We start from the raw sequence: 14,205 nt of genomic DNA, 5'->3' as shown, positions 1-14,205 counted from the left end.
GTGCGCCCCGGAATGACGGGCGAGTTGCCGGAGACACGCAGGATATTGCGCAGGGGCAAGGCCATGAATCTCTCGAAATTCTTCATCGATCGTCCGATTTTCGCCGGCGTGCTGTCGGTCCTGATCTTCCTCGCCGGCCTGATCTCGCTGTTCGCGATGCCGATCTCGGAATATCCGGACGTCGTTCCGCCCTCGGTGGTGGTACGCGCGACTTACCCCGGCGCCAATCCGAAGGTGATCGCGGAGACGGTGGCAACGCCGATCGAGGAGCAGATCAACGGCGTCGAAAACATGCTGTACATGTCGAGCCAGGCGACCACCGACGGCGCGATGACGCTGACGGTGACGTTCCGGCTCGGCACCGATCCTGACAAGGCGACGCAGCTGGTGCAGAACCGCGTGCAGCAGGCCGAGCCGCGCCTGCCCGCCGTGGTGCGCCAGCTCGGCATCATCACCAAGAAGTCCTCGCCCGACCTCACCATGGTCGTTCATCTGCTGTCGCCGAACAGCCGCTACGACATGACGTATTTGCGCAACTACGCCGTCCTCAACGTCAAGGACCGGCTGGCGCGGATCGACGGCGTCGGCGACGTCCAACTCTATGGCGCCGGCGACTATTCGATGCGGGTGTGGGTCGATCCGCAGAAGGCCGCCGAGCACGGCCTTACCGCAAGCGATATCGTCAAGTCGATCCAGGCGCAGAACGTCGAAGCCGCCGCCGGCGTGGTCGGCTCCTCCCCGAACGTCAAGGGCATCGACCTGCAACTCTCCGTCAACGCCGAGGGACGGCTTGCGAACGAGGAGCAGTTCGGCGACATCGTGGTCAAGACCGGCACGCGTGGCGAAGTGGTGCGGCTGCGCGACGTCGCACGCATCGAGCTCGGCGCCTCCCAATACGGCCTGCGCTCGCTGCTCGACAACAAGCAGGCGGTGGCGATCCCGATTTTCCAGGCGCCGGGCTCCAATGCGCTGGAGATTTCCGACCACGTTCGCGCCACCATGGCCGAGATCAAGAAGAACATGCCGGAAGGCGTGTCCTACCAGATCGTCTACGACCCGACCCAATTCGTCCGCTCGTCGATCGAGGCTGTAATCCACACGCTGCTGGAGGCGATCGCGCTGGTGGTGCTGGTGGTGATCCTGTTCCTCCAGACCTGGCGCGCCTCGATCATTCCGCTGCTGGCGGTGCCGGTGTCGATCGTCGGCACCTTCGCGGTGATGCACGTCTTCGGCTTCTCCATCAACGCACTCAGCCTGTTCGGCCTGGTGCTTGCGATCGGCATCGTGGTCGACGACGCCATCGTCGTGGTCGAGAACGTCGAACGTAACATCGAAGGCGGGCTGTCGCCGCGCGACGCCACCTATCAGGCGATGCGGGAGGTGTCGGGGCCGATCATCGCGATTGCGATGGTGCTGATAGCCGTGTTCGTGCCGCTCGCCTTCATCTCCGGCCTCACCGGGCAGTTCTACAAGCAGTTCGCGCTGACGATCGCGATCTCGACCGTGATCTCGGCCGTCAACTCGCTGACGCTGTCGCCGGCGCTGTCGGCCCTGCTGCTCAAGGGACACAACGAGCCGAAGGACCGGCTGACGATCATCATGGAAAAGAGCCTCGGCTGGTTCTTCCGCGGCTTCAACAAGGTGTTCACACGCTCGTCGGAGAATTACAGCGGCACCGTCACCAAGGTGATCTCGGGCAAGGCGGCCGTCATGGGCCTCTATGTGGTCCTGGTCGGCCTCACCGCCTTCCTGTTCCAGCAGGTCCCGAGCGGCTTCGTGCCAGGTCAGGACAAGCAATATCTGGTCGGGTTCTCGCGACTGCCTGATGGGGCAACGCTGGACCGCACCGAAGACGTGATCCGCAAGATGAGCGACATCGCGCTGACCCAGCCCGGTGTCGAGAGCTCGGTTGCATTCCCGGGCCTGTCGATCTCGGGTTTCACCAACTCCTCCAACGCCGGCATCGTATTCTCGACGCTGAAGCCGTTCGAGGAGCGCAAGGGCCCCGCACTGAGCGGGAATGCCATTGCGGCCGACCTCAACAAGAAATACGCGGGGATTCAGGAGGCCTTCATCGCCATGTTCCCGCCGCCGCCGGTCAACGGTCTCGGCACCATCGGCGGCTTCAAGCTGCAGATCGAGGATCGCGCCGGCCTCGGCTATGAGGCGCTGAACCAGGCGACGAATGCGTTCATGGCGGCGATGCAGAAGGCACCGGAGATCGCCGGCGTGTTCTCCAGCTTCCAGGTCAACGTGCCCCAGCTCTTTGCCGACATCGACCGCACCAAGGCGCTCCAGCTCGGCGTGCCCGTGACCGAGGTGTTCAACACGCTCCAGATCTATCTCGGTTCCTACTACGTCAACGACTTCAACAAATTTGGCCGAACCTATTCGGTCTATGTCCAGGCCGATGCGCCGTTCCGCGCGCGTGCCGACGACATCAGACAGTTGAAGGTGCGCTCGTCCTCCGGAGACATGGTGCCGCTGTCGGCGTTGCTCACGATCCGGCAGAGCGCGGGCCCCGAGCGCGCGATCCGCTACAACGGCTTCCTGTCCTCCGACATCAACGCGGCGGCTGCGCCCGGCTTTTCCTCCGGCCAGGCACAGGAGGTGGCGACGCGGATCGCGGCGGAGACATTGCCGCCCGGCTTTGCCTTCGAATGGACCGACCTGACCTATCAAGAGTTCATCGCCGGCAATTCCGGCCTCTGGGTGTTCCCGCTGGCGATCCTGCTGGTGTTCCTGGTGCTGGCCGCGCTCTATGAAAGCCTGACCTTGCCGCTCTCGATCCTCATGATCGTGCCGATGGGTCTGTTGGCCGCGATGTTCGGCGTCTGGATCTCCCAGGGCGACAACAACGTCTTCACCCAGATTGGCTTGATCGTGCTGGTGGGACTCTCGGCCAAGAACGCGATCCTGATCGTCGAATTCGCGCGCGAGCTCGAATTCGCAGGCCGCACGCCGATCTGGGCCGCGATCGAGGCGAGCCGGCTGCGGTTGCGCCCGATCCTGATGACGTCGATGGCGTTCATCATGGGCGTCTTGCCGCTGGTGCTGTCCACCGGCGCCGGCTCGGAGATGCGGCGCGCCATGGGCGTCGCCGTGTTCTCCGGCATGATCGGCGTCACCGTATTCGGCCTATTCCTGACGCCGGTGTTCTATGTGCTGCTGCGGACCGTCACCGGCATGAAGCCGCTGACGCATCACGGCAGCGACACCAGCGCGGCGCCGGTGCAAACCGTCGGGCACTAGACCAGGGAAATCCCCGACAGCAACAACAGAACGAGCACGGTCTTGCGAAAGACCGTCTCGTTGACCCTGTGGAAGGCAATCACGCCGAGCGCGGAGCCGGCGAACAGCGCCGGCAGGCTGACCGCGAGATCGACGAAGACTTTTGACGACAGATCCTGATGTCCGACCAGCAGCGCGATCGCGAATAGCTGCATCGCGGCGATGAACGGCTGCACCAGGCCGCGCTGCTCGCTCTTGGGCATGCCGCGCATGTCGCACCAGATGGTCGGGATCGCGCCGGGCATCGCCGTCAGCCCGCCGACCAGCCCTCCCCCGAACCCGATCAACGCGACCCAGTGCCGCCCGACTGCCTCGCCGGCCGTCACCAGCGTCGGCCGCAGCAGCATGTAGGCCGCATAAAGCGCAACGATGATGCCGAAGCCGCGCCGGAGCAGATGCGTATCGGTGCTCTGGAGCAGCGACACGGCGATGGGAACGCCGATCAAGCCACCGACGATCAGCAGCAGACTGCCCTCCCAGCGGATATTGCGCCGAAGCGCCCACAGATTGGTGGCCTGCACGCCGATGCTGCACGCCATCATCAGCGGCACGGCTTCGAGCGGCTGAAACACCCGGAGCAGAATGGCCCCCGCCACCGCCGAGAAGGCAAATCCCGAGAGCCCGGAGACGAAGGCGCCGGCAAACACGGCAACGCTGAGCAGCATCAGAGTCGTGACATCAGGCACAATCCGCCCTCCGGGTCAGTCGTAGGGAATTTGCGAGACAGGGACCTCGGCGCTCTCCGTGCAAACGGCCGGTTCGAATGGAACCGACGGATGCATTACGTAAGCGTGAGATCGCTCCAGCATCGTGAGGCCGACCAGTTGGAGCGTGACGAGCGCTGCGGTCAGCGCGATCGCGACGGCGTTGACGTTACGCACGTTCGAATTTGCGGTGTCCGGCGGCGCGCTCGCACCCATCAGATCCGTGGGCATTTTCTGCAATATCCTTTTCGTTGCTGACCGGAATGATTTCATTCAAACGCAATGTTTCGCACGGCTGCTCCAGCAGATGGCGATAGCGTCGCAACACGCGCTGCGCGTCGATTTCCCGCTGCGCGCGGAGTACCGCGCTTATGCGGGTGACGATATCGCGGAACCTGCCTGCCAGCACCGGTGACACCGTTCGCATGACAATCTCCTCTCAACCTGTCCGAGAGATTGACGGGATCCACTTCCGCCTGCAGTGAGTTGCTTCACACAAATGCCTGACACGTCGAACAACAGACCGTGTGATGTTCAGTAAAATAGAGCGCGGAAAATCGCGTCATTCGATCGAACGACGCGCGATAACTTTCTAATGATGCTTCTGATTGAACCTGTTGCGAGCTGCAGCGACTCGCCTGCGTTCTGAACGCGTCTCAGTGCACGAGTGGATTGGAGAATCCGGCCGCGAGCTTGACGAGATCGGCTTGACGGGAAACGCCGGTCTTGGCGAACACGCGATGCAGATGCGTCTTCACCGTCGTCTCCGCGATACCGAGCGCAACCGCCGTCTCCGGCACGCCGCCGACATCGACGATCGACTGCAAGACTCTCATTTCCGCTGGCGTGAGTTCGAAGGTGCGGTCAATGAGACCGGCACTCGAGCGGCCGTCGAGTTCCGCTTTCCAGATGAACAAGGCTCCGACGGCCGAACTGCGCTCGGCAGTACCCTCGCGCAGCAGTGATGGCAGCGCGATGACGTGCGCGACGTAGTAGGAACCGTCACGCGACATCAGCGGAATTTTCCGCCCCGAAGATGCCGCCAAACCGACTTCGCTTGTGTCGCGGAAAATATCGCGCAGCGCCGAATTTGCAGCAGAGGAGCTTGCCACCAACCGGCCCGAGACAGACCGCAGGACATCATCGACGGCCAGGATCGTCTCCGCGGCCGGATTGCTGTGGATGATATGACAGGCCGAATCGAGCAGGATGACGCCGGCATTCAACCGGTCCACGACGTCGGCGAGCGCGATGGCGCGCTGCTGCTTCCGTTCGATCGCCCGGTTGATCAGCAACGCCCGGCTCGCATGCGGAGCCAGGAACTGCATCCGCGCCCGTTGCTCGGCGTCGAGCATCTCCCTGCCCGGGATCACGGTCATCAGCATCGGACAGGGCGACTTCGATTGCTCCAGCACCACGTTGGCGACGTCGACGCAACCCTGGGGACGCAGCCACTCCTGGTAAAAGCGGCCGCGGCGATATTCGTCGAAATCCACGAGATCGGGAATGTTGCGCACCTCGCCATAGCGCGGAAGCCGAGCAAGTGGGTCGTACCGAGAGTAGGTCTCCGCATACAGCTGAATGTAGTGCGGATCGACCCCGCAGTAATAATGCGTCGCGCCTGATTTGCTGACCGGGTCCTTCGTAATCAGACCACAGGCCTGGCTGCCGATGAAGGCATTGAGCTTGATAACAACCTCGCTCCACAACTCCGGGTGGAGACCCGCGTCATAGATTGTCTCGATCAACTCGGACGGTTTTGGAGGTCGGGGCATCGGAAGAGCCAATGGTGACACATGGAGATGGCGAAATGTTCATCATGCCTAGCGGCTCTTGTGAGTCCTTCGCGGGAGCGAAAGGTTCAATCGTGAAGACACAATCAACAGTCTAGTTGACGAGCGGATTGGAGAATCCCGCCGCAAGCTTGACGAGATCGGCCTGACGCGAAACGCCCGTCTTGGCGAACACGCGATGCAGATGCGTCTTCGCCGTCGTTTCCGCGATCCCGAGCGCGACCGCCGTCTCCGGGACGCCGCCAACCTCGACGATCGACAGGAACACGCGCAGTTCGGCCGGCGTAAGGTCGAAGGTCCGCGCGATCAATTCGCCGTAGGACTGTCCGCCGGGCGATACCTTGCGCAGCAGGAGCGCACCGACGGCATCGATCACCCGCTCGCTGCCGCCCCGCAGGACGGACGACAGCGGCAGGATGTGGGCGACGTAGCGCTCGCCCGAGGGCGAAAGCAACGAAAACGCATGCCTCTTTGTGGCAAGCAGGGCACTTTCAATGCGGGTCGCGAACGCTTCCCGCAGCGTCTGATTGGCCTCCGCGCTGCTGGTCACCAATTGCCCCGCAACGGACCGAACCAGATCGTCAGCCGCAAGCAAGGCGTGCCCCGCGGAATTCGCGTGCACCACCCGGCAGAAGCCGTCGAGCAGGAAGATGCCGCAGACCAGATTGTCCAGAACCTCCGCCAGCGCCGTCGCCAGCGTCAGTTGCGAGGTCATGGCGCGGTTGATCAGCAACGCGCGGCTGGCGTGCGGGACGACCAGCGAGAGGCGGTGCTTCATCACCGGATCCACCATCCGGCGGCCCGACAGCACCGTCATCATCACGGGGCAGCTCGCATTCGAATTCTCGAGCACGACGTTGGCCGCATCGCTGCAACCCTGCGGCCGCATCCACTCCTGGTAAAAGCGTCCGCGCCGATATTCATCGAAATTGACGAGATCCGGAATGCTGACGATCTGGCCGTGCGGCGGCAGGACCGTCAGCGGATCGAACTTCGAATGCGTCTCGGAATAGAGCCGGATGTAGTGCGGGTCCGCCCCGCAATAATAGTGCGTGACGCCGAATTTGCTGATCGAGTCCTTGGAAAACAGCCCGCAGGCCTGGCCCCCGACGAAGTCGCGGATGCCGGTGACGACGTTATTCCACAGCGAGGGATCGAGGCCGGCATCGTAGATGGCCTCGACCAAGTCGGGCAGCTTCCGTGGTCCGTGCATGGCTATAAATGGCCTGGGTGATCAGTATCACCAAGCATACCACAGCCACAGCGTGCGGCATCCTCCGATCGGAGGACGCCGGCCGGGCACATGGAGCCCGGCCGGCGTGCGTCGTGCTCAAGCCGCCGGGGCTAATGCCGGCTCAGAACGCGACGCGAACGCCACCCTTCGCCGTCCCGGTGCGGCTCTGGTCGGACATCATCATGCCCTCGACCGCGCCGAACACGGACACGTTGCGGCTGGTGCGGTAGTCGAAGCCGAAGCCGGCGACGGCGCCGACGGTGCTGCGGCCGCCCGGCGTCACGAACGACAGGTTCTGCCCGAGCAACACGGGTTGATGCCGGTGTCGCCGACGCGCTGGAGCGCGATCACGCCGCCGTGGACGTTGGCCTTGAGTTCGCCGCCGGCGAGGCTGGTGATCCGCGAGAGATCGACCTCGCCGCGCTCCTCAAAGTCCTGCAATGTGCGACCGACGACCGACAATCCCTGCGCCGAACCGGTCTCGCTATAGCCGTCGAACCGGCCCGCGACGTAACGCAGCCGCGCCGTCGGCGTCAGCAGATAGCCGTTGCCGATGTTGAGCTTGTAGCCATAAGCGGCTTCCGGGCTGATGTACCAGCCGCTGTAATTCGCGGTCGCCGTCTCCATGCCGCCCACCGCAGCATTGTTCAGCACCAGGCGGCGCGATTTGTTGTCGGCGTTGCCGCCCTGGATCGTGAAGTCGAAGAACTGTGCGGCCCATTCGAACCGGCTGTAGGCGCCGGCGAACGCGTAGTTGGTGTCGACCGACTGCGAGTTGAGAGCGACCGAGAGGCCGCCCTGCCCGCCGCCGAGGAAAGCGCCGACCAGCCAGTTCGGCTGCACCTTACGGTCGATGCCGATCGCCCCGCCCCACGCCGTCGAGGTCGCACGCAAGGTCGAGGCGGTCTCATCCTGGATGCGCTGGCCGCCAAAGCTGTTGGCCCAGACCGTGATCGGCGCCGGATCGGTCCACAGGCTGTGTGGTGCCTTGGCGAAGGGACCGGCCTGCGCGATCTCCGGCGAATAGGCCATCGCCATCATGTTGCTGCCGGTCGTCCCGCCGCCGCTCAGCCTGCCTTGCACCAGCGAGGACACGCCGCTCGTAAAGTCCATCAGCGTACGATCCGTCTGCGCCAACGCGGTGGGATCGAGCGTTGCGAGCGTGGTGCCGGAGACGACCGACGGACCGTTGAAGCTGCCGCCCGAGACATTGGTGTTGATGGTGCCGTTGAAATTGATGAAGGTCGGCAGATTGACCGTCGTCAGCGAGGAGACCCTGGCGTTGATCGGCGAAAGGCTGACATTCACAACGTCATTGCCGAACCCGAAATCGACCACACCGCTGATCTTCGAGCCGGGCAGCAGTGTCAGCGTGTCGGCCGCGCTCGACAGCTTGATCGCCGTGCCGCCGGTACCGGTGATCGTGCCGGAATTCGTGATCGCCGCCGCGCCCACTGACGTAATGCCGAAGTTGCCAGCGATTGTTCCGGAATTGTTGACGTTGGCATTGAATGCCAGAATACCCGCGCCATTGCTCGCCGTGGCTTGGACAAGGCCCGTATTGGTCACGTTGGCTGTGCTCGCGTTGATTGCGGCGCTAATCCCGATGATCGTGCCTGAATTATGGACGTTCCCAAGGCTCGCGTTGACCCCGCGGCCGCCGGTAACGGTCCCGGCGTTGTCGAGGTTGACGGTGGCGCCACTCAGGGCGAAACCGATCGGCGACGAAATCAGTCCCGTATTGGTTACGTGGACCGTCTCCGCAAAGATCGCGACTCCCGTGCTGGAGATCCTGCCGCTGTTGACCACATTTGCGGTGAGGTTTGCGCGGATGCCAGCATCAGTTCCGGAGATCGTGCCGCTGTTGCGAACGGTCGCGCTGCCGGAATCGGCATCGATGCCAACGCCGGTACTTCCGTCGCCGGCGATGATCCCGGCATTGTCGACGACAGCGGACGTACCGGCAAGGACTGCGCTAGTATGTGCGATCACAGTGCCGCCAGCGACGTTCGTCAGAACGACCTGGCCAGCAGCAATCCCGATCGTCGCGGCTGAAATTTCACCCGCGTTGTCGATCTGGACCCTGCCCGACGCATTGGAGGAGATGGCTACGCCGCTCGCATTCGTCGCGAATATTCTGCCGCCACGGCTGTTGACGATGGTCGCCTCGCTTTCCACCGAGATCCCCGCCGCTTCTCCCGTGATGACGCCGGTATTCGAGGTCAGATTCAGCGTGGTTGCTTCGATTCCGATGGTGTCGGGGCCGACGCCGGCGATCGTTCCGGAATTGGTCACGGTGGCGTTCCTGACATCGATCCCGCTCCCGCGCCCGCCCGCCTCGCTCTTGATCGTACCTGCATTGTCGATGATCCCGGAGAACCCCGTGATGCCGTGGAAACCCACGATCGTGGCGCCGGCAAGATTGGAGACGGTCACACCGCTCCCCGACGCGATCCCGGCCGAAGTCGCTCCGTCGATCGTGCCGGCGTTGATAAACACGCCGCCGTCGCGGGACTTGATGCCAAACGAAAACCCGTGAACGTTGGCGCCAGCTTCGATCTTGTAAGTATTGTTGTCGTCATCAAACGTGCCATAGCCGGTTTGGCCGCCCTGCTGCGTGTCGACGTCGCCCGAGCAGACAATCGTCGCGTTGCTGACCGGCGCTGTCGGCGCGCATGCGGCCTCGGCGTGCTCGACCGTGAATAGCGGCGCGACCAGCAGCGCTGGGGCGAGCACACGTATCGATCGGCGCACCAGGCGTCGTCGCGCGATGTCGCTCAGGGCCGATACATTCATCTCTACGTCCTCGGTCAAAGCCCTTCGCTCGATATCAGCGCAGGCACGTTGGCACCGACCTCCTCCGGTTGGAGGAGGCCGGCAGCAAAATCGGAATCGCTGAACGCTAAAGTAGAGCCGCGCGTTACGCCCGACTTGGACGGCAGCGACCGGGTCGCGGCTCAGAACGAACCGACGCTGTTTCGTGCAGCACTGATGCAGCGTTGCGACACAGTCGCGGGGACGCTCACGCCTGGTCCCAGCCCTCCTTGTCCGCAGTCTCCGACCAGACCGCGGCACGATAGATCTCGCGCCCGCCAGCATCCCTCACGCGAATCCAGGCGTCGCGATCGCGCAAATCATCGCGCCAGACGAACAGATGCTTCGCCATCTCGTCGGCCACTACGAATGTCGCCTTGGTATGTTCGAAGACCATGCCGCCCGGGTCGATCTTCACGACATTGCCGACCAGGAGATCAAAGAAGAACCGGTGCATCCATCGCTCTCGACTTTCGATACCGCACGCAACGCTGCATCATGCTCTACTCCGCGCGCCAGAAGACGTAGTCGGCCGAATACGGGGCGCTGCGATAGGCGCCGGCCTGTTCGCAGGGACCGCGGACCAGGCCGCCTTGCGTGTTGATGCGCTGGACATGAGTGACGCCGTAGAGCAGGCCGTTGCCGGTCTGCGCGATCACCTTGAACTTCAACCATGGAAGATCGTCCGTGGTGCGACCGGCGATGCGGGCGACGATCCTGGCCTTCACCAGGCTGCCGTCCTTGTGCTCCCATATGAGCGTGCCGGCGTCGACGGTCTCCCAATGCAACGCCGCATAGTGGCGGCCGACCGAGTTACCTCCGTCGATCAAGATCGCGGCCGGCTCTCGCGGCTGCCAAGCCAGCTGGTTCGCGCCAGCGGCCTGGCATTCGTAGATCTGGGCGCCCTCGGCATGGAGAGAAGTGCCGGGGATCTCCCCGGGAACCCTGATCTCGTCGGGCATTCCCGCGAGGGCCGAAGAGCCATACAGGCCCGCAACGATGAAGCCGCGGCACAACGCCTTGGTCATGGCTTCGCAATCAAGGATCATGTCGAATCCCCTCCTGGTGAAATCGGCAGATGGTTGAATTTCAGTCGCGCGCGGTCACGAAATCTCGCCACTCCTGACGTCACTGGGCGTGGCGCCATAAGTTCGACGGAAGCAGCGGTTGAAATAGGAGAGATCGCCGAAGCCGACATCGTAGGCGATCGAGCTGACGGTCCGCTCGGCGTATCCGGGTTCGCGCAACATGCGATGCGCACGCTTTAGGCGTTGTTCGATCAGGAAGGACGAGAACGTCTTGCCGTCGGCCTCGAACAGGCGCTGGAGATAGCGCGGCGTCACGCCGAGTTCCTGGGCGACCGTGGCCACAGACAGGTCCTGCCGCCAGCAATTGTTGGCGATGGAGACTTTGGCCTTCTGCAGCCGTGCCGCCTTGACGCCGCGCCGCCCGGCCAGCTCCCGCGGCTCGTTGGTGGCACCGAGGACGATTGCCAGAAGATCGTGCAGATGCCCGACCCCGAGCTGCCGCAAATTGGGCATCGCGAATGCCTTCTCCCGCACCAGCGTCACCGCGTAATCGACCAGCAATCGAAGTCCCGTCGAGCTCTCCGGCATGACCCGCATCACGGCGTCATCGACATCCACGATCATCGGCGCCAGCACGCGTCTCGGCACGCGCAGCGAGAAGGAGCTACCCAGCGAAAATCGCTCGAACGTCGTGACGTCTTCCGCGCTGGTCAGGACCGCCTCTCCCGCACGAAGGCTCAGATCGTGTCCCCGCCCGGATATCCCAAGCACGCCAGACCGATTCACGATCAGGGCCAGGCTGTCGTCACCATCGGCAACCAGGTGCTTGGTGCGAATGACCCGCGCTCCGCACAATCCTCCGATCAGCAATTGGGCTTCCGGCAAGACGTGGGACGTGAAGCTCGCCGCGGCCGGCTTTCCTTCCCTGGCCTCGACCTCCGCCTTCAACACCCCGCGGCAATAGAAATCGCGAAGCAGCGGGATACGCTCGTTTTCGGGAATTTCGCTCGTTGAAACGTTGATAACGGAAAAATCAAACTGGCTCACTGCAATCCTCCAACCGACGAGCAGGTCCGGCCACGCGCTGTCGTTTCCTCACACTCGCGTTCGATGCCGTCGCGGCATCTCTTCGCGGCGCTTGCTGCTCTTCACTTTTTCTGGAATGCGATATACGAAAGTATCAAATGGCTCGCGTCGTGCATTCGGAGGACACGGGAGCTCGGCTCATCACAATGGATTGAGATTGCGGCAGATAGCGGCGAACCATGTGAAATGGATCACATGGCGTCGTCACCACCGTTCGTTCGACGCGCGAATGGAACGGCAAAGCCGGTGGCGATCTTGACCAGGTCGGCCTGCCTGCCGGCGCCGGTCTTCTCGAACAGGCGGCCGAGATGCGTCTTCACCGTCGTCTCGGCGATGCCGAGCTTTGCCGCAATATCGGGAACGCCGCCGATCTCGATAATGGCCATCAATACGCGCAGTTCGGACGGTGTCAGCCTGAAGGCCGCAGCGATCGCATCGGCTGCGAGCCATGTCGCCGCCGATGCCTTCTGAACGAAGAGCACCGTGGCTGCGGCATCTCGCGATGGAGTACGATCACGCTTCAGGGGAAAAGCATGGAGCAGATAGTGCTGCCCATCAACTGATGTCGCAAGCTCGATCTGACGGCGCGCAGCGGAACGCGTTGCGCTGCCTGCATCGATTTCGCACAGGCCGCGGAATATTTTGTCGGTCTGGGTGTTGCGGGCTACGATCCGGTCGCCGACCATTGCGAGCAGGCTGGCATCGGCGAACAGCTCGCGGGATGCTGCGTTGGCATGCACGACGCGGCCATCTGCGTCGAGCAGGCAGATCGCCGTGCTCAGCCCATCCAGGACGTCGGCAAGGTCGTCCACCGTATGCGACCGAGCCCTGATCTGCCGGCCCATGATCCTGGAGCGCTGGAGGTGCGGAGCAAGCAGCCGCATGCGCTCACGCATCGGCTCGTCAACGATTCCGCGCGACCTGTGGCGCAACACCTGCAGGATCGTGGTGCGTGTGTCCGACTTCTCGAGGGCAACGGTTACAAGGTCTATCGCTCCTTGCGGTTCCACCCACTCGCGATAGAAGCTTGTTGCCAGGAAATCCGCATGAGGCATGATATCGGCGACGCCGATCGTCTGTTCCGCCGCGAGCGAGAGATGACGATCGAGCAGAGGGTCGAGCTCCACATATCGGTCGCGATAAAGCTGGCGGAAGCGGGATTCGGTGCCGAAATGCTCATGGATCTCGATCGAGAGCCCGGCTGAGTCCCTGGACAGGATGGTCGCGGCACATCCGCCGACGAAATACGAAATCTGTTCCAGCGCCCTGCTGCGCAGCGCAGGATCGACCGCCGCGTCGTAGATCTCGCCCAAGAGGGACGAGAATCGATTTGCGTGGAGGATCGTCATCGGCCGGACGACGCAATCTGCGTGTGGCCCGCGCCTGCGCGCGAGATCTCGATCCGGGGACTGGCGAAGGAGACGGGCCGGTCAATCGCCGCCGTCGACGCGGAGAAAACGTTGCAACGAAATGCTGGAATATCGAACATCGTCCTTGCGTAACGTCAACCGCAGGATGCGGCTTGGACGTTTTCGCCAAAGACTAGGATAAATGCGAACAGCGCGCGGACTGTGTGCGATGAGTCACGTGTGCGGTGAATCAGGCGTCGCGCCCGCTGCAGCATCCAGTCGCCACCGATCCCGCCGGCTTCGCATCCGGTTCCGGCAACTTACTTGCGATTCTCCTCGCAGAATTTCAGCGCCGCCAGCGCTTCACCGGCACGCGGCACCTGCATCTCGATGCTGTCGTCGTCATCGTCCTCGAAATCGAGCGAGAGACGCTTGGCCTTGGACAGCCGGTCCATCATGGACTGATCGTATTCGAAGATGCCGCGAACGGTGGTCTTGTCCATGACCTCCCACTTCGCCTTCTTCATGATATCGGTGTCATCGGTGCCGACATCGGCCCGGAGGATCTCGCCGACCTTGTCCCACTCCCAGCCGTCATAGATCATGACGATGACGATGGCCTTCTCGGAATAGGTGATGACGATGACGTAGTCCCGGTTCTCGTCTTCCTTGTCCTTGTAGCCGCGGCTCGCATTGCAATGTGCGTCCTGCGTGCGCTTCTCGATGGTCCAGTCGCCGACCTTGGATTGTTGCGCCTGCACCGGTCTTGCGGTCAAAGCGACTGCGCTCAAGGCGCCGGCCAGTAACCCGGCGGCGAAAAGAGATCGTTTCATGTCAGCCTCCAGCGTGTTCCCCGGACTGAGATGACCACCTCTGCCGGTGGCCCGCAAGGGCAGGGTCGGCTGC

The 14,205-nt window shown here is 63.0% G+C and carries 12 protein-coding genes; 1 reads left to right on the top strand and 11 read right to left on the bottom strand.

Annotation, left to right across the window (positions count from 1 at the left end; genetic code table 11):
* The first annotated feature begins 63 nt into the window (after window positions 1-63).
* On the top strand, window positions 64-3,252 hold the full coding sequence (locus tag C7G41_RS13840) for an efflux RND transporter permease subunit (protein WP_106943647.1): 3,189 nt from the start codon (window positions 64-66) through the stop codon (window positions 3,250-3,252).
* Here C7G41_RS13840 and C7G41_RS13835 read toward each other — a convergent pair.
* From C7G41_RS13835 to C7G41_RS13785, 11 genes are all read right to left on the bottom strand, one after another.
* Entirely contained in the window at window positions 3,249-3,977 is a 729-nt protein-coding gene (locus tag C7G41_RS13835) for a sulfite exporter TauE/SafE family protein (RefSeq protein ID WP_106943109.1), read from the bottom strand. The two genes, C7G41_RS13840 and C7G41_RS13835, sit on opposite strands and share 4 nt — an antisense overlap.
* 187 nt (window positions 3,978-4,164) lie before the next feature.
* Window positions 4,165-4,422, bottom strand: a complete 258-nt coding sequence (locus C7G41_RS13825; RefSeq protein WP_106943107.1) for a hypothetical protein — start codon at window positions 4,420-4,422, stop codon at window positions 4,165-4,167.
* 229 nt (window positions 4,423-4,651) lie between these two features.
* Window positions 4,652-5,770, bottom strand: coding sequence for a helix-turn-helix transcriptional regulator (locus tag C7G41_RS13820; RefSeq protein WP_106943106.1), 1,119 nt, complete (start codon window positions 5,768-5,770; stop codon window positions 4,652-4,654).
* 112 nt (window positions 5,771-5,882) lie between these two features.
* Window positions 5,883-7,001, bottom strand: a complete 1,119-nt coding sequence (locus tag C7G41_RS13815; RefSeq protein WP_106943105.1) for a helix-turn-helix transcriptional regulator — start codon at window positions 6,999-7,001, stop codon at window positions 5,883-5,885.
* Between the two features lie 142 nt (window positions 7,002-7,143).
* Entirely contained in the window at window positions 7,144-7,332 is a 189-nt protein-coding gene (locus C7G41_RS37355) for a hypothetical protein (RefSeq protein WP_158268005.1), read from the bottom strand.
* Window positions 7,302-9,818 carry an autotransporter domain-containing protein gene (locus tag C7G41_RS37350; protein WP_158268004.1) on the bottom strand — a complete coding sequence of 839 codons (2,517 nt, stop codon included), beginning with the start codon at window positions 9,816-9,818 and terminating at the stop codon, window positions 7,302-7,304. The genes C7G41_RS37355 and C7G41_RS37350 overlap by 31 nt, the downstream gene beginning before the upstream one ends.
* Before the next feature lie 226 nt (window positions 9,819-10,044).
* Complete coding sequence (locus C7G41_RS13805) at window positions 10,045-10,293, bottom strand: hypothetical protein (protein WP_106943104.1); 249 nt, start codon at window positions 10,291-10,293, stop codon at window positions 10,045-10,047.
* A 46-nt stretch (window positions 10,294-10,339) separates the two neighbouring features.
* Window positions 10,340-10,885 carry a DUF3455 domain-containing protein gene (locus C7G41_RS13800; RefSeq protein ID WP_106943103.1) on the bottom strand — a complete coding sequence of 182 codons (546 nt, stop codon included), beginning with the start codon at window positions 10,883-10,885 and terminating at the stop codon, window positions 10,340-10,342.
* A 54-nt stretch (window positions 10,886-10,939) separates the two neighbouring features.
* Window positions 10,940-11,911, bottom strand: a complete 972-nt coding sequence (locus tag C7G41_RS13795; protein WP_106943102.1) for an AraC family transcriptional regulator — start codon at window positions 11,909-11,911, stop codon at window positions 10,940-10,942.
* Between the two features lie 230 nt (window positions 11,912-12,141).
* Window positions 12,142-13,299, bottom strand: a complete 1,158-nt coding sequence (locus C7G41_RS13790) for a PAS and helix-turn-helix domain-containing protein (protein WP_106943101.1) — start codon at window positions 13,297-13,299, stop codon at window positions 12,142-12,144.
* 320 nt (window positions 13,300-13,619) lie between these two features.
* Complete coding sequence (locus C7G41_RS13785) at window positions 13,620-14,132, bottom strand: hypothetical protein (RefSeq protein ID WP_106943100.1); 513 nt, start codon at window positions 14,130-14,132, stop codon at window positions 13,620-13,622.
* Window positions 14,133-14,205: the final 73 nt, after the last annotated feature.

Origin of the sequence: Bradyrhizobium sp. MOS002 (assembly GCF_003020115.1) — a bacterium.
In the GTDB taxonomy this organism is placed as follows: domain Bacteria; phylum Pseudomonadota; class Alphaproteobacteria; order Rhizobiales; family Xanthobacteraceae; genus Bradyrhizobium.
The sequence above is the reverse complement of the archived record's forward strand: the minus strand, read 5'-3'. Positions and strand labels throughout refer to the sequence as shown.

Coding starts and splice junctions, on each gene's coding strand:
- C7G41_RS13825 (WP_106943107.1), bottom strand. CDS start 4,422: ATGCGAACGGTGTCACCGGTGCTGGCAGGCAGGTTCCGCGATATCGTC.
- C7G41_RS37350 (WP_158268004.1), bottom strand. CDS start 9,818: ATGAATGTATCGGCCCTGAGCGACATCGCGCGACGACGCCTGGTGCGC.
- C7G41_RS13805 (WP_106943104.1), bottom strand. CDS start 10,293: ATGCACCGGTTCTTCTTTGATCTCCTGGTCGGCAATGTCGTGAAGATC.
- C7G41_RS13785 (WP_106943100.1), bottom strand. CDS start 14,132: ATGAAACGATCTCTTTTCGCCGCCGGGTTACTGGCCGGCGCCTTGAGC.
- C7G41_RS13815 (WP_106943105.1), bottom strand. CDS start 7,001: ATGCACGGACCACGGAAGCTGCCCGACTTGGTCGAGGCCATCTACGAT.
- C7G41_RS13840 (WP_106943647.1), top strand. CDS start 64: ATGAATCTCTCGAAATTCTTCATCGATCGTCCGATTTTCGCCGGCGTG.
- C7G41_RS13800 (WP_106943103.1), bottom strand. CDS start 10,885: ATGATCCTTGATTGCGAAGCCATGACCAAGGCGTTGTGCCGCGGCTTC.
- C7G41_RS13820 (WP_106943106.1), bottom strand. CDS start 5,770: ATGCCCCGACCTCCAAAACCGTCCGAGTTGATCGAGACAATCTATGAC.
- C7G41_RS13790 (WP_106943101.1), bottom strand. CDS start 13,299: ATGACGATCCTCCACGCAAATCGATTCTCGTCCCTCTTGGGCGAGATC.